Below are 19,591 nucleotides of genomic sequence, written 5' to 3' on the forward strand. Positions count from 1 at the left end.
ATTTGGTGAAATTTGTTGTCATATTCGCTCAAAATATGGGCAAAATCTGGTCAGTTTTTTGAGAAAAATGGGGGAGAATCTGGGCTTCAAATCCAGAACATGGGGAGATATTGGCTTGTTTTAGCTGGCGGCCAGACTTAATTCCCTGATTACAGGAAATCTGGACATTGTGGTATTCATAAGACATTGCAGGCTGGTACTGCATCCGTAAACTAAAAATGATATCAAACTTGGCCGATTGGGTGTACTGCCAGCTTTTAATCGAATTCTCTAGAAGAGTTTCTTGTGGTGGGCCCGGGGGGCTTTGAACCCCCGACCACGCGGTTATGAGCCGCGCGCTCTGACCAGGCTGAGCTACGGGCCCACTGCTGGCGCCGCCGCCCGGACTCGAACCGGGGACCGCCGGATTAACAGTCCGGCGCTCTACCAACTAAGCTACGGCGGCACGACCCAATTTAGGGAATACAGGGGGGATTTATAAAACTTACGGTGATGCATTGGTGCAAGAGAAAACTTTATATTCGACCCCGTTGCTCTTAAAACCGTGCCCCGGTAGCCTAGCCTGGCGGGGCGGCGGACTTGTAATCCGCCGGTCGCGGGTTCAAATCCCGCCCGGGGCTCCATCCCATCAAGCTTCTCGTCTTTCGGGCTCTCACACCCGAATCCTGTAGAATCCAGTTTCTGCTTCAAAGTGCTGTTTTCTGACCAGTGACATCCCTGTTATATTGATGGGAGCCAGGAAAGGTTCAGCTCTCCTCAGGGAACTGGGTCACGTGAACCGGCCATGTTCTGTAGCCGTCCTGGATGTAGACCTCAAGGATCTCCGCTCCGGCGTATCTCACTTCCCTGACGAGTAGCTTCTTTCCGCTTCTCCCCCTGAGGATGTCCTCATGAACGTCCCTTGGTAGCTCCTCCGTAACCGGAAGGATTCCTCCTTTTACGTATATTCCCTCAAGTCGGCCGTCTTTGAAGAGAAACCCCCTCACGGGCACTTCATATTCATCAATGACGTCCTCATAATGAACGGTTCTATACTTCCCGAGGATTTTGTCCATCTTCATCACCCATATGTAATTTTTCTGTTACATATTGATTCGGGCAAGCCTTTATTAACTTTTTGGTGCATACATGGGTAAATGGAAACAAAGATGGCAGAAAATGGCCGTTAAAAACGGAGATAATGGGTGCGCTCCTTAGATATCAACCTCTCCCTTCTCCTTCAACTCCCTGTACATGCGCCAGGTTATTATTGGCCTCTTGGCGGCCAGGACATCGTCCACCCTCTTCACCGCTGTGTTGTGGGGAGCGCTCTTGACGACCTCTGGGTTGCTGTAGGCTTCCTCACTTATCCTCTTCAGGGCATCGATGTAGGCGTCGAGCTCCTCCTTGCTAACAGTTTCGGTAGGCTCTATCATGAGAGCCTCGTGCACTATCAGCGGGAAGTAGATGGTTGGCGCATGGAGGCCGAAGTCGAGGAGCCTCTTCGCCACGTCAAGGGCCTTGACTCCCGTCTCCTTCTTCATCGGCTCGGCGCTGAACACAACCTCGTGCTTCCTGAGCTCCTTGTGAGGTAGTTCGTAGCCCCTAGTCCCCTTCAGCTTCTGGGTGAGGTAGTTTGCGTTCAGCACCGCTATCTCGCTGACCTCCTTGAGGCCTTCCCTGCCCATTATTTTGAGGTACGTTAATGCCCTAACCATCACCGCGAAGTTGCCGTAGAGCTCCTTGACCTTGCCGATGCTCTTCGGCACGTTGTAGTCAAGGTAGTAGCGGTCGTTTTCTTCGTCATAACCGACGAGAGGGACAGGAAGGTAGTCCTTGAGGAATTCCTTAACACCAACAGGCCCGCTTCCGGGACCGCCTCCGCCGTGCGGGGTCGAGAATGTCTTGTGGAGGTTGAGGTGCACGACGTCGAAGCCCATGTCCCCCGGCCGCACCTTTCCAAGGACGGCGTTGAGGTTTGCTCCATCGTAGTAGAGAAGCCCTCCCGCTTTGTGGACTATCTTCGCTATCTCCAGTATCTCGTCCTCGAAGATGCCGAGGGTGTTGGGGTTTGTCAGCATCAGTCCTGCCGTCCTCTCGCTCACGGCGTTCTCCAGAGCCTCAAGGTCAACGGTTCCGTTCTTGTTGGAGGGTATCTCGACGACCTTGAAGCCCGCCATCGCCGCACTCGCGGGGTTCGTTCCGTGGGCAGAATCCGGCACGAGCATCTCCGTCCTCTGGGTGTCCCCCCTGTCGAGGTGGTAGGCGCGGATTATCATGACCCCTGTGAACTCCCCGTTAGCTCCGGCCGCCGGCTGGAGGGTGAAGCGGTCCATCCCGGTTATCTCTTTGAGCCATCTCTCAAGCTCCCACATTACCCTTAGCGCTCCCTGGACGGTTCTCTCGTCCTGGTAGGGGTGGATGTAAGCTACTCCCGGATGGCCGGCCATCTCCTCGTTGATCTTGGGGTTGTACTTCATGGTGCACGAGCCGAGCGGGTAGATGCCGTTATCGACGCCGTAGTTCATCTCGCTCAGGCGCGTGTAGTGTTTAACCACCTCGGGCTCGCTCAGCTGGGGAAGGTTTAGGGGGCTCTTTCTCTTCAGCTTTTCAGGAATCTCGACGCTGACGTCCTCAATAGGCTCCGGCATTGTATAGCCGACCCTTCCCTCACGGGAAAGTTCGAAGATGAGCGGTTCGCTCCACTTAGCCTGGCGGAACATTCAGGCCACCTCCTTTAGGGCCTCTATGAGCGCATCGACCCACTCTTTTCTCGTCGTCTCTGTGGCTGCAAAAAGCGCTGCGTTGCCCAGCTCCAGGAAGTGCTCTCCTAAGTAATAGCCACCGTGGATGTTCCTCTCAAGAAGGGCCTCATGTATCTCCCTGTAGGGCTTTTCGAACCGCACGAGAACGTCCTTGAAGTTAATCCCCTCAAAGGGAATCTCGGCGACCTCTCCCAGGCGCTTCTTGAGGTAGGAGGTGTTCTTGAGGATGACCTCTCCGAGCTCCCGGAGGCCCTTCGGGCCAAGGGTCGCGAGGTGTATCGCCGCGGCAACCGCCACCAGGGCCTCGTTTGAACAGATGTTCGAAGTCGCCTTGGCACGTCTTATGTGCTGCTCCCTGGTCTGGAGTGTCATGACGAAGGCCCTCTTCCCCTCGGCGTCTTTGGTCATTCCTATTATCCTTCCTGGCATCTGTCTTATCAGCTTCCTGTCATTTCTGACGGCGAATATTCCGGCCCTGGGGCCACCGAAGTTCATCGGGCTTCCAAAGTATGCGGCCTCTCCGACGACAATGTCGGCTCCAAGCTCGCCGGGTGCCTCAACTATGCCGAGGATAGTTGGGTCAACACCGACGACAAACAGTGCCCCAGCATCATGGGCTATCCCGCCGATCTCCCTGATGTTTTCCTCCAGAAGGCCGAAGAAGTTGGGGATCTCGATGTAAACGCCAGCGGCTCCTTCAACTGCCTCTTTGAGCTTTTCGATACTCACCTGCCCCCCTTCGTTCCAGTCGATGTACTCAATCCGGAGTCCGGGCCCAGCAGTATAGGTTTCGAGAACCCTCTTTTTCTCCGGGCTGAGTGCCCTGGGAACTATGAACTTGCTCTTTCGGGTCACCCTGGCACTCATCAAAGCCGCTTCAGCCATAGCCGTCCCCCAGTCGTACATTGAGGCATTCACAATTGGCAGACCGACAAGCTCTGCTATGAGGCTCTGGTATTCAAAGAGAGCCTGGAGCATGCCCTGGCTTATCTCGGGCTGGTAAGGCGTGTAGGAGGTGAGGAATTCACTCCTCTCTATTAGGTACTTGACGTGTGCCGGAACGTAATGGAAGTAAGTACCCGCACCGAGGAAACTGGGCATCTCGAGGACGGTTTTGTTTTTGGAGAGAATTTCGCTGAGCTCAAGAAAGACCTCGTACTCGCTCTTTCCCTCTGGGAGGTTGAACTCTTTGACCATTCCCTTAGGGACGTCCGAAAAGAGCTCCTCGACCGAAGTGAATCCGATCTCCCGGGCGAGCTCCTCCTTATGCGCGGCGTTAGGGAGGTAGTGCCTTCCCATGCTTATCACCCTCTGAACTTTAAGACAGTCGTGGAAAATAGGGTCGGCATTGTTATATGCTTTGTGCCGCAGGGTGTGGGTGAATAAATTCAGAAAAGATTGGAAGGAAAAAGGATCAGCCTGAGACGCCGACATCCTCGAAGAACTTCTCCATCAGGCCTGCGAGAAGTCTGATGTTGTACTGCATGGTCTCGTAGACTGCCCACTGGACCTTGGTGTACTCCCTCCCGTCGAGGGTCTTGAAGCCGCTCGGCGCGTTGACGTCGAAGTTCGCGTGGAGCTCAATGTTTCTGATGGCCCAGCCGTCCACGTCACTGTCCAGCCATGCGGTGCTGTCAACGTGGGTGTAGATGTAGACGGTGTCCCCTGGGACGGTGACGCTGGTGTCGACGAGCGGGTTCGGATCCTGGGCGTACCTCGCTATGAGGTTCCAGTTCTTGTCGTAAATCTCGACGTAGCCCAGGGTCTTGAAGTAGGCGTTCTGCATATCTATGTCCTTGAAGACCAGGGTTATTGAGCTGGCACCCTTGAACTCAAGCTTGAGGACGCTCCAGTCCCCCTTTCTGAGGGTTCTCGTCCAGAAGTAGCTGCCGAGGTGCCCCCACTCGCTCCACAGGTTTATGTCCTTTCCGGTGGAATAGAGCATGTACCTCCACGAGTTGTGGGCGGCGAGGTCAGCGTAGGCCCAGGCGACGCCGTTTGAGAGGCTCATGTGTCCGTTCTCGTTGTCCGTAAGGTATATGTCGTAGCCCTGTATGAACCGGGCCTTTTCCTGGGGTATCTGCCACCACTTTATCGGGGTCAGGTCGAGGGGGACACGGTTGTTGAGGATATCGTCCGCGACCGTTGGTGAGACTTGATTCTCAACGAAGTCGTGGGCGTTCTCAACGTACTTCTCCTGCTCAAGATCCTCGAAGAGGTGAGGGGTCTGGTGGCCTATGAGCATGCCCTGGTCTTCGATTATGTGGAGCGCCCTGCCGAGGTAGTACATCGCCCCGGCTCTGTCGCCCTGTTTCCAGAGCTGGACGGCTTTTTCATAGAGCCTCTGGGCCATGTCGGCGGCGGAGGTGTCAGGGTCGCCGAGAAGGGCAACGGTGAACAGCTCGGCATGATCCATGGGGTCAAGGAAGTGGTACTGGCTCTGTATCGTGTACGTCTTACCCCCTATCTCTATGCTCCCGCCAGTCCAGTCCTCATCGTACGCCCCATAGAGGAGCTGATCCTTGTACTGCATGAGGATCGCACCGAGCTGGGGGTTGTCGTTGTAGACTGCCTCAATCGCCTTGTAGGTCAGCCTCTGATGGACGTTCATCGGGTCGTCAAGGTTTGGCCCGTTGGTCGGCCATGCCGAAACCAGTCCGGAAACGGCCAAAAGCGCTATTATCAGGGACAGAACCTTCTTCATTTTACCTCCCTCCAACAGGTTGCAGATTTTTTTGAGGTTGGAAGAATTTAAAACTCTTTTGAATTACTGAAGTTACAACATCATCCGCTATTCAAGGTCGAAAGTGTCGTCCAAAGCGGCAGTATTTACCAAATGTGGTATTTCCTGTCCGCGAACTGAGGGCCCCAAAAAGGCAAGATTTAAAGACAGAGGAGAAAACGTACCGGAGGGGTTGCGTATGATAATCGCCTTCGACTTCGATGGGACACTGGCCGACACCTATTCGTGCATAGAGGAAGCCTTCAAAAGGGCCCTGGAGAGACGCTATCGCTGGCTTCCCTTGAAGGGTCTCTGGGCCAAGGTACTCACCAGGATCGAGAACTACTTTGAGAGGCCAACCTTTGGAAGCCACAGGAAGACCTCAAAGCCCCCGTTCTTCTTGAGGACAAAGTTTTTTGAAACCTGGTTCGAGGAGAGGGCGAAGCTAACCAGGCCCCTCGATGACGCCCCCGAACTGCTCAAACGGCTCAGAGAGGATGGGCACACGGTTATATCGTTCTCGGCCGAGGACTTCATTGACGGGATGAAGGTGCGCAGGCTCAAGGAGATGGGAATCTACGACCTCTTTGACGACGTTATCGTTTTCGGACGTGAGATGACGATAGACGAGGCCTTCAGGAAGGTCAGGGAAAAGTACGGGGACGATATATTTGTATGGGTGGACGACAAACCCTGGCGCTTCATAGGTCACGGAGACGAAAACACGGAGTACGTGTGGTACTACTTCCCCTTCAGCGCCAAGTTCGTTGAGAAGAACCGAGAGAGGCTCGCCCTGATACCGCACCTGCACGTGATACGGGATCTCTGGAGCATATTCGACGTGATAGAGAGGATAAAGCAGGAGCGCTCATCCTGAGTCCGCGTTGGTGTACTCGAGCGTGTCCTCAATGAACTCGTCGTATGTCTCCCCATCCACCTCTTCAATCTCTACCTTGAACTCTCTGCCCAGCGCCCACCTTATGGCGACTTCTCCCCTCTCAGTTTCAGCCACTATCAGACCGAAGGGCAGGTCCCCTGCCCAGTGGTGTTTTGAGAACTCGATGGAAAAACCCTGCCTTTCAAGCTCGTTGAGCACGAGCTGATACGTCTTAGCGGGTCCGTAGGGACTCCTTGCGAAACCAATGTAGGGCATTTCTACTCACCATTGTTCCTTTAATGGACAGATTTAAAACCTTTTCGGTTGCCCTAACAAAGTTTAAAAGCCGGAGGTCGAACTCCAGCACATGAGACCCGTGCCGCTCCCTGGGAAGGCGCTGAAACTCGGGGATACCCTGGTCGTAGCCGACCTACATCTCGGCTACGAGGTCAGCATGGCAAGGGAGGGCTTCTACCTGCCGAGGGTCTTCCGTGAGGTAGTTGTGAAGCTAAAATCCCTCATAGAGCGGGAGAAGCCAAGGGTTTTTGTCGTGGACGGCGATCTGAAGCACTCCTTTGTGCCCGAATGGAGGGAGAGGGAAGAGCTGAAGGCGTTCGTTGAGGAGATACTGCCCCTGGTTAATGAACTCGTCCTGGTGAGGGGGAACCACGACGTTGGGACGCTCTGGCTCAGGGAGCTGGGTGTTGAGGTCGTGGATGAACTCGAAGTGGGGAAGTGGAAGCTGGTTCACGGTCATAGACTCGTCGATGGGGAGCGATTTATAATAGGGCATGAACACCCATCAATACGGCTCCGCGATGAGGTGGGAGCGCTGGTCAAGGTTCCCGCCTTTCTGATGGACGAGAGGCTGATAGTTCTTCCCGCCTTCAGCCCCTGGGCATACGGAAACGACGTCCTCAGGGAGATAGTTTCACCGTTCCTCAGAGAGTATGATCTGTCCGATGCCAGGGTCTTAGTTCCTCTTGAGGACGAACTCCTGGACTTCGGTCGGCTGGGTGATTTGAGCAGGGTTTTGGGTTCACTTTGATGCCAACCTTTTAATACCGGGAGCTGAACTATTCTCGGGTGATGGAATGAGGAAGGAATACTTGGGAATCATCGGTGTGCTGCTCGTTCTCACGGTTCTTGTGTCTGGATGTATCTCCTCGGGGGGAAGCAACCCGACAACAACCACGACCAAAAACCTGCCTTTTACAAAGGAGCAGCTTGAGAGTGCCGTTGCTGGAATAAAAAGCTATGAATACATTATGGACGTCAAAACGTACAACGGAACCAATCTTACAGCAACGCTCTACTCCAAGGTCTCCATAGACAAGGAAAACGAGATGAAATCATCAATCACCGTTGCCAACAGAACCGGAAAGCTTGTCTATGCAGTATATTACTACACGACTAGGGCCGGATTTGTTACGCTGACCAACAAGAGCGGACTTGTGAACTGGCAGTTCTCGTGCTACGAGACCGGTGGTGGACCCGAGGTGAACTCGACCCTCCTCGATAACCTCTGGAAGGACTTCCCCCTCGAAAACGCAACGGTTACAACCGAGGGGGACTACTACATCATCACCGTTAACCACACCATCTGGAGCGAAACGGGAAATGAAAAGGACTACAGCGGCACGGTGACTGTAAAGCTGACCAAGGATCTCGTCCCTGTTGAGATACTCCAGAAGGCGTACTACAAAAAAGACGGCGAACGCTGGGTCGATGAGATTAGAATAGAGATAACCAGCGTCAATTCGGCTTCCGTGGAACCTCCTCGGCCCCTCGTGGATTATCTGAAAGGCCAGGGGCTCGACATAGGTGAGCTTCTTGGCAAATGCTAAACCTTTAAATTTCCAGCCTCCAATTTTCTTTTGGTGAAGTGATGTATGGACTTCCTGAGTGCAATAGTGTTCTTTGCATATGCTCCCGCTCTGGTGATACTCTGGTACTTCTACCACGCCGATAGATACGAGCCCGAACCGAGGAAGTACGTGGTGGGGACGTTCATACTTGGAGGGACACTCTCAGTTGGAATTGCATATTTCCTGGAGAGTATCCTTACCCTGGGCGGTATCGTGCAGCCAGTCCTTCCACTGACGGCGTTTTACGTTGCCCTCGTGGCAGGAATCGTTGAGGAACCTGCCAAGGCGCTGGCAATAAGGTGGCCATTCAAAGCGGGACAGATGGACGGTATAATGGACGGCCTCGTTTACGGTGTCGCGGCAGGCCTGGGGTTTGCCGCCACAGAGAACTTTCTCTACGGCCTGGGATACGGTGTCTCGGTGACCATTGTGAGGGCTTTCCTGACACCATTCGCGCACGGTGCATGGAGTGCAGTCATAGGTGTCGGCTATGGTATGAAGGCCGAAGGAAAGATAACCTCCGTTAAGCCATACTTCCTCCTCGCGATGCTTCTCCACTTCATCTGGGACTACTACGCCTTCCTGAGCCGCGAGGTGCCCGCGTACAACATAATCCTGATACTGCTGATACTCGTGAACCTTGCGATACTCCGCTACTTCATGATAATGGGTCAGGCAGAGGACGTTGGCAGACTGTGGTACTACTGGTTCAAAAGGAGGGATGAGATGTGAAGCTGGAGGATGCCCTGTTCGAGGCGAGGCCCTACGTGGAGTACTACGAGAGGCTTGAGAATCTCGTGAGACGCCTCTGGGAGGAATCCACAGATGAAGCGAATTTTCTTCAGCTTCTCAACGAGGAGATAGAGCGCGCGGAAGAGCCCTTCAGGACTGATCTCAGGATATTCCTCCAGAAGTTTGAGGCACTCTGAACTTTCCACTTTTTGCTAACTTTTCTAAATAGTGTGCAAAATCTGAATAGAAAAAGTATTTAAACCTACTCGTGGATATTCTGGTGAAACCACGGGAGGTAGTACCATGAAGCGGGTCACGGCACTTCTGCTGGTTGGCCTTATAGTACTGGCAAGCGGATGTATCGGGGAGAACGTTGGCCTTACCAAGGATAAGGTCCTGAAGGCTCTGAACGACATTGAGACTGCCAGATACGACCAGAACTTTTCAATTGCCATGCACTTCAAGGAGCCGGTAACCAACAGGACAATCAATATGACGATGTCGGGTCATGTTCTTGGAATGTTCAACAGAACCAGCGGCCTTGAAGTGGGAAACATGACAATGAGCATGCACACGATGGGAATGAACATCACCTTTAACTGGCCGTACTTAGTCAACGGCACCTTCGTGTACTTCAAAGTTGACGGAAAATGGTACAACGTCTCCAGCAATAATGACCTCTATACCCAGGCGAGGGGCGCACTCAACGTCGACTATATCGAGAACCTCCTGAAGAGGAAGAACGTGACCATCAAGAAGCTGGCCGATGGCTACGCCTTCCGCGTCAACGTTACCTTCTGGGAGTTCGTTAACGCCACCAACCAGACCGGCTACCTCAACGAGGCCTGGGGCAACCTCCCCGGCAACGTCACCGTGGACACGAAATCCGGGTGGATCGAGGTTCACCTCCAGGACGATGGGACTCCCGTCTTCATAGAGACGTACATGGACGTCGTGATGAGAATAACGGGGATCTCCGAGAAACCGGTGGAGGCTCGCATGACCGTTCACCAGGAGGTCAAGCTCTCGGATGTGAACAAGCCGGTGCTGATACAGATTCCCGCGGAAATAAAGAACGCCGGCGACTTTGATGAGATTTTCTGGTGATGGCCTCTGCTGTTAGTTCTTCCCTTTTTATTGTCTGCCCTTGAAAACCCACCGCATAAGGAACGGAACCCCCAGCAGGACGCCCCACGTTGCCAGGAAGCCGGAGAGATTATGGAAGCCTTCAGGGGTGTAAGAAGGCCCCGCCTGCGCTATGATGTTCAGCTCCGCCCACAGCCTCATCTCACTTTCGATCAGCCCAATCCTCTCCCGGTTGCTCTCCATGACTTCGGTGAGGATTTCCCTGCTTCCTGGGGAGAGTTCGTTTAAGTGTGCGGATATTATCCTGTTCTCCGTTTCGAACCGGGAACTCATCCTGGCACAGAAGTCGGAGTTGTTGTGATACGCCGCCATCCATCCGTTCTCCCTGCTCTTTTCCACGATTTCCTCAGCGTTCTTGAGTGGAACCCTGCCGATCATGGATATAAGCCTCTCTCCGTCTCGTGAAACGGCGACCCTTATTTTTTCGTCCCTGAGAAACTCCTCCAGCCTTGCGGCATCCTCGCTGTTTCTCACCGTGATGTATACGTCCACCGTGTTGCAGAGCCCGTACCACGAGGCGTTTTCTTCCCCCATCCTCTCAAGCTCATCCATCGCAGCGATCTGTTCACGGGCCAGAGACGTTTCCTTATAGTACGCGCCGATGAATATTGAGCCTAAGATTATGAAGATTACGAAGGGAGCCATCGCGAGTATCAGCTCTCTCTTTCTTTCCATACCATCACCAGCTCGATCACTCCGGTGAGGACGACACCGGCCCACAGGGCCGCCATCAGGGGTACATTGCTCTTCGTCTTCACCGGGTACACTAGGATTATGCGGGCGAAGGTTGCGTTGCACATCAGTTCTTTCTGGTCCGGTTCAAGGAGCTCCTCCAATTCGACGGTGCGGTTGTGGATGAACTCCCTCTCAGTGGGGTCACCAACCAGGTTCTCCAGCTCGCGATAGGCTTCCAGCTCCTTTCTCAGCCGGTTCCGGTCCAGGTTGACAGGCTTTAGCTCAATGTTTCCCCAAGGGTGGCATGTGTTTGGAAGTGCGGAGTAAAACTCGCTCCTGTTGAAGACCACGACATCGGTTTCGCCGTAGCCATCGGTGAGCTCTATCGAGAAGTGCGGGAACCTGTCGAGTGCGGTTATAGTTCTGTTCAGCTCCCAATCCGAGTGGACGTGGCACGTGACGATGACCCTCTCGGCGGGCTCGCAGAGGTATGGCTCCGTTACGTTGTGCTCTTCGAGCTCCTCCGTGAAGTCTCCGAGATTGGAATCCAGAGTCAGCCGGGGAGGAGGGACGTACCTCACCGGCGATACCATTGCAGAGGCCAGCATCAGGACAATGGCCGTGAGAACGAGGAGCGGGCCCCACCTCATATCCCCACCATATGGAGTAAAAGAGGAGAAGCTTAAAAGGCTTTACCTGAGCCCAATGGTTTTGAGATACCCCATCATCCTTTCCACATCGTTCGCTATCACAACTTCGAACAGCCCTTTGAGCTTGGCCAGATTGTCGTCTTTGTAGAACAGGACGTCGTTTTCGGTCCAGAGCACCACCCTGAGGCCGAGGGAGCGTGCCCATCCAATCGCCTGCACGGTCTTCTCGAAGCCTATTATGGGTATCGCCTCCATGGGCACGTTTATCGACCAGAGGCCGAGCTCCGCCTTCAGCTTTGGAATCAGCGGGACGACCTCTTCGCGGTCTATGAGGAGGCCCATCACGGTGTCTCCGTCGTGCTTCCGATACTCCCTGAGTGCTTCTATGATGAAGGATGATATCATGACTCTCTCCGGGTTGTTCCCGGCCACGATTTTGGCAACTTCCCTCGCCGTGTCGGGGTCTTTGAGCTCGATGTTGACCAGAGCGTCCCGGGGGAGGACTTCAAAAACTTCCTCAAGCGTTGGAATTTTCTCCCCCATTCCAATATCCGCCTTCTTGAGGTCTTCCAGCGTCATGTCCTTCTGTCTTCCGTTCATGTTGCTCGTCCTGTCGATGCTCTCGTCGTGCATGACGATGACCTTTCCGTCCTTGGTCAGCCACACGTCCAATTCAATCCCATCCGCGCCGGCTTCGATGGCCTTCCTGAAGGCCAGGAGGCTGTTCTCCGGATAGGCACTCATATAGCCCCTGTGCCCGAGGACGATAACACTACTGCGTTCCCACATGTGCATCGCCTCCCTCTGGTAGACTTCCGACGTAAAAACTTTTCCTCAGCCTTGCGGGGTCATCGGAGATAATGGCATCGGCCAGAGGCAGTAGCCTTGGAACCCACACCCTCTCGTCCATCCGGTAGTTCCACAGGTAAACCTTCAGCCTGCGCCTCCTGAGGGCCCGCAAAAGCACCAGCAGCGGCCGGTAGCCGATGTACGAGACCGCGTCTATCGGCACGTGGACTGAGGTTACTTCCCTGAGACGCGGTATCCATAGAACCGAGGAATATCCGACTATTGAGAGCCCCACCCTGCATCCCGGGCACTCCCTGAGGACGGCCCTAACTATCTCCGGGCTCTCCGAAGAGAACACGGTGTTTTCAGTGGCACGATGTCTTTCGACGAGTCTGATTGTGCTCCCAACGGCATCAATCTCCTTGATGTCAGCGTTAAGAAGAGCCCCGGGAAATGAGCGCAGAACTTCCTTGACTGTTGGAACCAGGTTCCCCAGTGGGTGCAGTCTCCTCAGCTCCCTCAAGCTCAGCGCCCTTAGCCTGTACCGCGAGCCGTTTGCCTGAAAGGAACAGCCGTGGTGGATCACGAGCTTTCCATCTCCGGTCATCCTGACGTCGAATTCTATCCCATCTGCGTATTTGAGCGCCCTCCTGAATGCGGGGAGAGTGTTTTCGAGCCTTCCCCTGCACCCTCTGTGCCCTAAGATGCTTGGTCGCCCCATCCCCGGTCCCTAATCACCTGAAGACCGAAAATCCTTATAAGCTAAGCGGTTTAGTTCATTGGGGACTAAAATAGTAGGGTGATGAACATGGTAGAGTTCAAGTACAGCAGGATATTCCTCCTCGGTTTTGGCTTCTTTGGGATAAGCATAATATGGGCACTGTACAACGCCTACGTGCCAATATTCCTGCAGGACACCTTCCACCTCAGCAAAACAGTGACCGGCTTCATAATGACCATCGACAACCTGTTCGCGGTTCTCCTGCTTCCATTCCTGGGCGCGCTGAGCGACATGACGCGGACAAGATTGGGGCGTAGAAAGCCCTACATACTCCTTGGGGCGCCCTCTGCCGCGATAATGTTTGCGCTCATACCGGTTTCAAGGATGTATGAGAGCCTTGCCCTCTTCATGGGAACGATAATCTTCATGAACTTCTTCATGGCCCTGTTCCGCTCTCCGGTTGTTGCCTTTATGCCTGACATAACCCCGAGTGAAAAGAGAAGCCAGGCCAACGGGATAATAAACTTTATGGGTGGCCTCGGAGCTTTGCTCGCCTACTTCGGCGGAAAGATCCTCTATGATATGAACTATGCCTACCCGTTCTACTTCGGTGCGGCGATAATGCTCCTCGCCAACCTCCTCGTTGTTCTCTTCGTCCCCGAGCCGGAGGAATACCGCGTTCCCGGAAAGAAGCTCAATATACGAAAACTCCTGGCGGAAACATCCCACAAGAGCTTCGGCGAGCTCAAGGAGAATCTTAAGGACGTCTTCGCCAGCCACGAGAGGAGCCTACTCGCGATACTTTTGGCCATATTCCTCTGGTTCATAGCCTTCAACTCCCTGGAAACCTTCTTCACAAGCTATGCCAAGTACTACCTCGGCATTGAGGAGAGCACCGGCGCGTTCATGCTCGGCCTCTTTTCCCTCAGTTTCATGATCTTTGCAATTCCCGCCGGTTTCATCGGTGCCAGACTGGGCAGGAGGCGGACGATAACGCTCGGATTGATAGTGATAGTCGCAATACTCATAGCGGCCTACCTTGTTGGTGAGGGCCAGAAGCCAGAATCCAGCGCCTTGACGGATCCTGTCGTGATGACCTTCATGGGACTGTTCTTCGTGGGCGGCATGGGTTGGGCCATGGTCAACGTGAACTCACTGCCGATGGTAGTTGATATGACCACGGAGGAGAAGCTTGGCGGCTACACAGGACTCTACTACTTCTTCAGCCAGGCGGCGAACTTGGTTGCACCCCCGCTGGCAGGGGCCTTCCTTGACCTCATCGGATACAGGACGCTGATACCGTTCTCGATAGCCTTCTTCATCCTGTCGGCAGTAGCGATGCAGTTCGTCAGGCGTGGAGACATCGTCCGGCGTAAGGGTGACATACTGGACTACGTTCCGGATATGGACTAAAATTCTTTCATTTTTTGTCCTTTTTAGCCCGTTGAACCGAAAAAGTAAAAACTTCCTTTTGACATAAACCTGTCAAAATAAGGGGGTGAAACCGTGAAGAGAAAGGGCTTCAGCTGGGGCGTTGTTCTCGGTCTTGCCCTGTTGGGCTTCAGCAGGAGCACGGGGTGGGCACTCAACAAGGGACTATCGTTCCCACTGCTCTCCAGTTACACCGGTTCGGCCTTTGTTAAGGGGACCATCCTGGCCGTTGAGGGCTTTATCGGCCTCTTCATACCTGTCCTCCTCGGTTACTACAGCGATACACTCAAATCAAAGCACGGCAGGAGGAGACCCTTTATAATGGCGGGAGGCCTTCTGGCCGGAATCGCGGCGCTGATGATATACACGGGCTACGCCATGGGGGTGCCCCTCTGGGGCTTCGCCCTGACGTTGGGTTTCTTCTATCTCTCGATGCACCTCTACACCGCCCAGTACCGCGCCCTGATGCCGGATACAATCGAAAGCGGTCAGAGGGGGAAGGCAAGCGGCGTTATCACACTCCTTGAATGGGCCGGCAATCTCTTCCTGTTCGGTCTGGCGGGATTCCTGATAGCGAAGGCGGTCGCAGAAACCGGAGAAAACGAGGGAATAAAGGCACTGGCCCAGACACCCTATCTAAAGATTCCCTTCCTTGTAACCGCGGTCTTCCTCATAGGTGCGGCCCTCTTCGTGTACTTTATCGTCAGGGAGCCCGAAGCTCCCGAAATCGAGGAGGATGAGAGCCTCTGGAAGTACCTCAAGAGCATCGTTGAGAACCGCGATTTCCTCAAGTTCTACGCGGCACAGACGCTCTGGTGGATGAGCTTCGAGTTCATAGCCATATTCCTCTATGGAATCCTCGCCTATATCCTCTACGGCTCGGCGACCGAGGAAAACATCAAAGCCGTTACCTCCCTCGGCCTCTACCTCATGGCGCTCTTCAACATAACGGTTCTCCTCGGGGCCCTCCCGGGGGGTATAATCTACGACAAACTCGGAAGGCGCCTGAGCATAATCCTCGGGGGAATTATATTTGCCCTCCCCCAGCTCTGGGGATGGTTCATAAAGAGCCAGACGGAGATAGTGATTGCCCTTGGAGTCGCAGGATTGGGCTGGGGAGTGCTCATGGCGGCTTCGTACCCTGTAATCGGCGACCTGCTCACGAAATTCGAGAGGGAAGCATTTACCGGGAGGTATTACGGCTTTTTTGAGGCCACGCGCTCCCTCCCGGTTCTGCTCGCGGGGGTCATCGGCGGTGCAATAGTTGACCTCGCCGGTGAGAACTACAGGGTGCTCTTCCCGATCGGGGCCCTGCTAGTCCTCCTGGCGATGCCGATGATATGGTACATGAGAAACCTCGATGTGGTAAAGGAGGGTTGAACATGGTCTGGCTTGGTGTTTTAATTTTTATCCTTCTGGCTTTCATCGCATTTTCGGCTTTTGTTGCATACAAGATGGCCAAACCGCCACGCTTTGTGGGGAACTGGACGCCCAGAGACTTTGGCTTTGGCTACGAGGACGTTGAGTTCACGACCGAAGATGGCTTGAGGCTCAGCGGCTGGTGGATAGACAACGGGAGCGATAAGACCGTTCTCCCGCTCCATGGATACACCAGGAGCAGGTGGGACGAGGTTTACATGAGGGATACCGTTGAGTTCCTGCTCGGGGAGGGCTACAACGTTCTGGCCTTTGACTTCAGGGCCCACGGGAAGAGTGGGGGGAAGTACACGACGGTGGGAGACAAGGAACTGCTCGATGTTAAGGCGGCCGTTAAGTGGTTGAAGGATAACCACCCCGAGCGGGCTCGGAGGATTGCACTGGTAGGGTTCTCGATGGGTGGAATCGTTACGATACGCGCCCTCTCTGAGATTGAAGAGGTCTGCTGTGGGGTGGCTGACAGTCCGCCCATGTACCTTGACAGGACCGGCGCCAGGGGACTCAAATACTTTGCAAAGCTTCCCGAATGGCTCCACATCTTTGTCCGTCCGTTCACAAAGCTCTTCAGCGGTGGCGAGGAGGTACACCCCATAGAATACGCTGACAGAGTCAGAAAGCCCCTCCTCCTCATAGCCGGTGAAAGCGATCCCCTGGTGAAGGTCGAGGAGGTAAGGGAGTTCCACGAGAGAAACAGGAGGCTGAACCCCCACGTTGAGCTGTGGGTGACCGATGCCCCCCATGTCAGAACGCTCAAACTCCACCCGGAGGAGTGGAAAAAGAAAGTTGGGGAGTTTCTCAGGAAGTTTCTGGCGTAGTCTCTTTCCCTGTTTTTATCCCAGTCTCTTTATCGCCCAGTTGTAGAGAACCACCGCTATCAGGAGCATCCCAAAGGCGCTCCCAGCCACCCACACAATGCTGGGCAGGATTTCGCTTGCCGGTCTGTGGTAGAGCTCCAGCAGGCGGAGGCTCTTCAGCGCGGTTCCGAGCGGGAAGTAGTTCGCTATGGGCTTCGCCCACTCGGGCAGTATGCTCGCAGGGATGACGATGCCGGCCAGGAAAAGCAGGGGCATCGATATGAGGTTGACTATCGCGTTCGTGGCCTTTATGCTCCTCGTGCCCATGGCTATCGCCAGCCCGAGGCTCATTGAGAAGACCGCCGCGAGGAATATTATGAGCCAGCCGAGAGCGCTCGGAAAGACCGTCTCCCCGAAGACCAGCTTTGCGTAACCTATTCCGATGAGTATGCTCACGGTTATGACGATGAATGTCGAGAGCATCTTTCCGGCCAGGAAGTCCCACGCAGTTGCCGGCGAGGCCGCTATGCGCCTCAGAGTCCCGTGCTCTATCTCTTCAAGCGTTCCGGAGCCTATCATGAGCATCGTGGCGAAGAGGAACTGAATCCCGATGAAACTCGTGACGTAGAACTGAATGGCGGAGGGGGATTCTCCCCTGACTTCCCTCTCTTCAAGCTCAAGTGGGTTCGCAAGACCGATGAGGTACCTCCTGAAATCATCGATGGTGAGGTTTGCCGGGATGTACTTTTCCATGTAGCTCAGGGTGATGTTGAGCTTCCTCTCGCTCATCTCCTTCTCGAACTCTGAGAAGAAGCCCTTGATGACGCCGCTCACTATCTGGTAGTTCTGGGGGTCGCTCCTGTCAAAGTAGACGTAGACCCTCGCCTGAAGGCCGCTGGAAACGTTCTCCCCGAAGCCCCGCGGGAACACAAGAAGGGCATCTATCCTTCCTGTTCTAACGGCATCTACACCCGAGCTCTCGTTGGGGTATCTCTCGATGTTAAAAACTTGGGCGTTCTCCATTGTCACGTTTTCCATGACGTTAACGATATCCCGCGCGGTAAAAGCGGCGCTCTCGTTGAAGTATACGACGCCGACGTCAACTGTTATAGGCGGGCTGTGGCCGCCCCAGATTCCTCCGAGCAGGGTGATCCACATGAGCGGGAATACGAATATCCAGAAGAGGGCCATCTTCTCCCTTCTGGTTTCCCTCAAATCCTTGCCGATTATGGCCCTGATGGCTCTGGCTTTCATTCCAGTCCCCTCCCGGTGAGCTTCAGGAAAACGTCCTCAAGGGTCGGCTCTTCAACCCTTATCGTCCGTATCTCGCTCCCCGCTTCAACGAGCAGTTCAACGACCCTGGGGAGGGCGGTCTTTGCCTCCTCCACCCCGATCCTGAGAACCCCCTCGCGCTCTATCGTTCTCGGAAACTCCTCCCTGACGAGCTCTGTGCCCTTCAGGATGCCCTCGACGTGTATCACGCTCTCCTCCTCTGCAAGGGACTTCAGCCCGTCGGGAGTTCCGACCGCTATTATCCTCCCCTCGTTTATTATCGCCACCCTGTCAGCCAGTGCCTCGGCCTCCTCCATGTAGTGGGTCGCGAGGAGTATCGTCCGCCCCTCCTCCCGGAGCCTTCTTATGAGGCTCCAGAGCTCCCTCCTCGACGGCACATCCAGGCCGGCGGAGGGTTCGTCGAGGATGAGGAGTCTCGGTTCGTAGAGTAGCGCTATCGCCAGATTGAGGCGCCTCTTAAAGCCACCGCTCAGCTCCTTGGCTTTCTTCTTCGCGGGTAGGGAGAACTCCGAAATGAGCTTTCTCACCCTCTCCCTCGGTGCGTCGTAGAGGTCGGCGTAGAAGTGCAGGTTCTCCTCAACAGTCAGGAGGTCGTAGGCCACGCTCTCCTGGGGCGCGTAGCCGATCAGTCTCGCGGTTCCCTTTGTGAGGGGCTCACCGAAGACCAGTATCTCTCCGGAGTCGTAGCCCAGCCCCTCGGCCAGAATCCTTATGAGAGTCGTCTTTCCAGCCCCGTTTGGCCCGAGGAGCGCGAAGACCTCGCCCTCTTCAACCTCAAGGTCTATCCCCTTAAGCGCCAGAGAGTCACCGTAGCTCTTTTTCAGTTTCTTAATCACAAGCGCTTTCATCGGCTCACCTGTTATCCACTTGGACGTCATTGGATATAAAACTTGAAGGAACTCTGGGATTCAGAACGGCCTCGGCTAACCCTCTTCTCCTCACCGCTCAGCGTGGCTAACGCTCGTCATCGGCCTGAGTGAGTTGATGCCAAGGTTTTAAAAAGAATCCGTCAAGAAGGGATGGGGGATGAAGAGCGTTTACCGGTCGGATCGCTACCGGATGAAGAGACTGGCACTGGCCGACCCCATCACTTCTTGAAGAGTTCGTGCTCGACCAGCGCTACTATATCGTTGTGGATGTCCTCCACACTGGCCAGGGCGTTCACTATCCTAATCTCAGGGAAGCGCTCGGCCAACTTGAGGTAGTTCTCGCGTACCCTCTTCTGAAGCTCCGCTATCTTGTCGAACTCGGTCTTTATGCTCCGTCCGTTGATGCGCTTCATGCTCTCCTTAACGGGCAGATCTAGGAGAATCACAAGGTCTGGCCGTATCGCGAAGCGGTTCAGGTCGATTAACCACTCAAGGTCGAGTCCCCTTGCCCACTGGTAGGCGAGAGATGAGTAGAAGTAGCGGTCTGATATCACCACCTTTCCCGCCTCGACGGCGGGTTTTATCAGCTTGCTTACGTGCTCCGCCCTGTCGGCGGCGAAGAGAAGCGCCTCGGCCTCGTGGCTTATCCTGGCGCCATCGATTATACCCTCTCTCCCCCCGGTGAGAACCAGCTTTCTTATAAGTTTTCCAAAGGCGGTATCCGTTGGTTCCTTTGTCAGAACAACGTCGTAGCCTTTTTCCTCAAACCACTTTGCCAGAAGTTTTGCCTGGGTTGATTTACCTGCGCCATCGATGCCCTCCATGACTATAAATGCTCCCACA

Annotated in this window: 21 protein-coding genes and 3 tRNA genes; 10 read left to right on the plus strand and 14 right to left on the minus strand. The window is 54.5% G+C overall.

Annotated features, from left to right (window positions below; all coding sequences use genetic code 11):
* Positions 1 to 286: 286 nt before the first annotated feature.
* Together F7C11_RS00325 and F7C11_RS00330 are read right to left on the minus strand one after the other, a co-directional pair.
* A tRNA-Ile gene (locus tag F7C11_RS00325) sits at positions 287 to 364 on the minus strand.
* Positions 365 to 369: 5 nt separating this feature from the next.
* A tRNA-Asn gene (locus F7C11_RS00330) sits at positions 370 to 445 on the minus strand.
* 101 nt (positions 446 to 546) lie between these two features.
* On the opposite strand from F7C11_RS00330, the gene F7C11_RS00335 reads away from it, so the two are divergent.
* Positions 547 to 623 (plus strand) — tRNA-Thr (locus F7C11_RS00335).
* A gap of 123 nt (positions 624 to 746) precedes the next feature.
* On the opposite strand, the gene F7C11_RS00340 is transcribed toward F7C11_RS00335, so the two are convergent.
* The 4 genes from F7C11_RS00340 to F7C11_RS00355 form a co-directional block, all read right to left on the minus strand.
* Complete coding sequence (locus tag F7C11_RS00340; RefSeq protein WP_297089828.1) at positions 747 to 1,061, minus strand: hypothetical protein; 315 nt, start codon at positions 1,059 to 1,061, stop codon at positions 747 to 749.
* A 132-nt stretch (positions 1,062 to 1,193) separates the two neighbouring features.
* Positions 1,194 to 2,702: an aminomethyl-transferring glycine dehydrogenase subunit GcvPB gene (gene gcvPB / locus F7C11_RS00345; RefSeq protein WP_297089830.1), complete on the minus strand. Its 1,509-nt coding sequence runs from the start codon at positions 2,700 to 2,702 to the stop codon at positions 1,194 to 1,196.
* Positions 2,703 to 4,043 (minus strand): aminomethyl-transferring glycine dehydrogenase subunit GcvPA, encoded by a 1,341-nt coding sequence (gene gcvPA / locus F7C11_RS00350; protein WP_297089832.1) that lies wholly within the window; start codon positions 4,041 to 4,043, stop codon positions 2,703 to 2,705.
* Between the two features lie 115 nt (positions 4,044 to 4,158).
* Positions 4,159 to 5,448, minus strand: a complete 1,290-nt coding sequence (locus tag F7C11_RS00355) for a phospholipase (protein ID WP_297089834.1) — start codon at positions 5,446 to 5,448, stop codon at positions 4,159 to 4,161.
* Positions 5,449 to 5,665: 217 nt separating this feature from the next.
* Here F7C11_RS00355 and F7C11_RS00360 point away from each other — a divergent pair, with 217 nt between their 5' ends.
* Positions 5,666 to 6,343 carry an HAD family hydrolase gene (locus tag F7C11_RS00360; protein WP_297089836.1) on the plus strand — a complete coding sequence of 226 codons (678 nt, stop codon included), beginning with the start codon at positions 5,666 to 5,668 and terminating at the stop codon, positions 6,341 to 6,343.
* On the opposite strand, the gene F7C11_RS00365 is transcribed toward F7C11_RS00360, so the two are convergent.
* The gene (locus F7C11_RS00365) at positions 6,335 to 6,619 is read right to left on the minus strand and encodes a hypothetical protein (protein ID WP_297089839.1); all 285 of its coding nucleotides are present in this window, start codon (positions 6,617 to 6,619) and stop codon (positions 6,335 to 6,337) included. The genes F7C11_RS00360 and F7C11_RS00365 overlap by 9 nt on opposite strands.
* 91 nt (positions 6,620 to 6,710) lie before the next feature.
* On the opposite strand from F7C11_RS00365, the gene F7C11_RS00370 reads away from it, so the two are divergent.
* The 5 genes from F7C11_RS00370 to F7C11_RS00390 all read left to right on the plus strand — a co-directional run bounded on the left by F7C11_RS00370 (position 6,711) and on the right by F7C11_RS00390 (position 10,050).
* A complete protein-coding gene (locus tag F7C11_RS00370; RefSeq protein ID WP_297089841.1) occupies positions 6,711 to 7,391 on the plus strand; it encodes a metallophosphoesterase in 681 nt (226 codons plus the stop codon).
* A gap of 46 nt (positions 7,392 to 7,437) precedes the next feature.
* On the plus strand, positions 7,438 to 8,190 hold the full coding sequence (locus tag F7C11_RS00375) for a hypothetical protein (protein WP_297089843.1): 753 nt from the start codon (positions 7,438 to 7,440) through the stop codon (positions 8,188 to 8,190).
* Between the two features lie 45 nt (positions 8,191 to 8,235).
* Entirely contained in the window at positions 8,236 to 8,943 is a 708-nt protein-coding gene (locus tag F7C11_RS00380) for a PrsW family intramembrane metalloprotease (RefSeq protein WP_297089844.1), read from the plus strand.
* A complete protein-coding gene (locus F7C11_RS00385; protein ID WP_297089847.1) occupies positions 8,940 to 9,140 on the plus strand; it encodes a hypothetical protein in 201 nt (66 codons plus the stop codon). Before F7C11_RS00380 ends, F7C11_RS00385 begins: the two co-directional genes overlap by 4 nt.
* Before the next feature lie 106 nt (positions 9,141 to 9,246).
* The gene (locus tag F7C11_RS00390; RefSeq protein WP_297089849.1) at positions 9,247 to 10,050 is read left to right on the plus strand and encodes a hypothetical protein; all 804 of its coding nucleotides are present in this window, start codon (positions 9,247 to 9,249) and stop codon (positions 10,048 to 10,050) included.
* A gap of 27 nt (positions 10,051 to 10,077) precedes the next feature.
* On the opposite strand, the gene F7C11_RS00395 is transcribed toward F7C11_RS00390, so the two are convergent.
* The 4 genes from F7C11_RS00395 to F7C11_RS00410 are packed head-to-tail and all read right to left on the minus strand — an operon-like array spanning position 10,078 to position 12,924.
* Complete coding sequence (locus F7C11_RS00395; RefSeq protein ID WP_297089851.1) at positions 10,078 to 10,764, minus strand: hypothetical protein; 687 nt, start codon at positions 10,762 to 10,764, stop codon at positions 10,078 to 10,080.
* Positions 10,743 to 11,414, minus strand: a complete 672-nt coding sequence (locus F7C11_RS00400) for a hypothetical protein (protein ID WP_297089853.1) — start codon at positions 11,412 to 11,414, stop codon at positions 10,743 to 10,745. Before F7C11_RS00400 ends, F7C11_RS00395 begins: the two co-directional genes overlap by 22 nt.
* Before the next feature lie 42 nt (positions 11,415 to 11,456).
* Positions 11,457 to 12,203, minus strand: a complete 747-nt coding sequence (locus F7C11_RS00405; protein WP_297089919.1) for a glycerophosphodiester phosphodiesterase family protein — start codon at positions 12,201 to 12,203, stop codon at positions 11,457 to 11,459.
* Positions 12,187 to 12,924: a glycerophosphodiester phosphodiesterase family protein gene (locus tag F7C11_RS00410; protein WP_297089855.1), complete on the minus strand. Its 738-nt coding sequence runs from the start codon at positions 12,922 to 12,924 to the stop codon at positions 12,187 to 12,189. The genes F7C11_RS00405 and F7C11_RS00410 overlap by 17 nt, the downstream gene beginning before the upstream one ends.
* An 87-nt stretch (positions 12,925 to 13,011) precedes the next feature.
* Between F7C11_RS00410 and F7C11_RS00415 the strand changes: the two genes are divergently transcribed.
* From F7C11_RS00415 to F7C11_RS00425, 3 genes are all read left to right on the plus strand, one after another.
* Entirely contained in the window at positions 13,012 to 14,337 is a 1,326-nt protein-coding gene (locus tag F7C11_RS00415; RefSeq protein ID WP_297089922.1) for an SLC45 family MFS transporter, read from the plus strand.
* A gap of 93 nt (positions 14,338 to 14,430) precedes the next feature.
* Positions 14,431 to 15,735 (plus strand): MFS transporter, encoded by a 1,305-nt coding sequence (locus F7C11_RS00420; protein WP_297089858.1) that lies wholly within the window; start codon positions 14,431 to 14,433, stop codon positions 15,733 to 15,735.
* Between the two features lie 2 nt (positions 15,736 to 15,737).
* The gene (locus F7C11_RS00425; protein WP_297089860.1) at positions 15,738 to 16,607 is read left to right on the plus strand and encodes an alpha/beta hydrolase; all 870 of its coding nucleotides are present in this window, start codon (positions 15,738 to 15,740) and stop codon (positions 16,605 to 16,607) included.
* A gap of 15 nt (positions 16,608 to 16,622) precedes the next feature.
* On the opposite strand, the gene F7C11_RS00430 is transcribed toward F7C11_RS00425, so the two are convergent.
* From F7C11_RS00430 to tmk, 3 genes are all read right to left on the minus strand, one after another.
* The gene (locus tag F7C11_RS00430) at positions 16,623 to 17,840 is read right to left on the minus strand and encodes an ABC transporter permease (protein ID WP_297089861.1); all 1,218 of its coding nucleotides are present in this window, start codon (positions 17,838 to 17,840) and stop codon (positions 16,623 to 16,625) included.
* On the minus strand, positions 17,837 to 18,727 hold the full coding sequence (locus tag F7C11_RS00435; protein ID WP_297089864.1) for an ABC transporter ATP-binding protein: 891 nt from the start codon (positions 18,725 to 18,727) through the stop codon (positions 17,837 to 17,839). Before F7C11_RS00435 ends, F7C11_RS00430 begins: the two co-directional genes overlap by 4 nt.
* Positions 18,728 to 18,966: 239 nt before the next feature.
* Positions 18,967 to 19,590: a dTMP kinase gene (gene tmk / locus F7C11_RS00440; RefSeq protein ID WP_297089866.1), complete on the minus strand. Its 624-nt coding sequence runs from the start codon at positions 19,588 to 19,590 to the stop codon at positions 18,967 to 18,969.
* Position 19,591 lies beyond the last annotated feature (1 nt).

Origin of the sequence: Thermococcus sp. (assembly GCF_015521605.1) — an archaeon.
Lineage (GTDB): Archaea > Methanobacteriota_B > Thermococci > Thermococcales > Thermococcaceae > Thermococcus.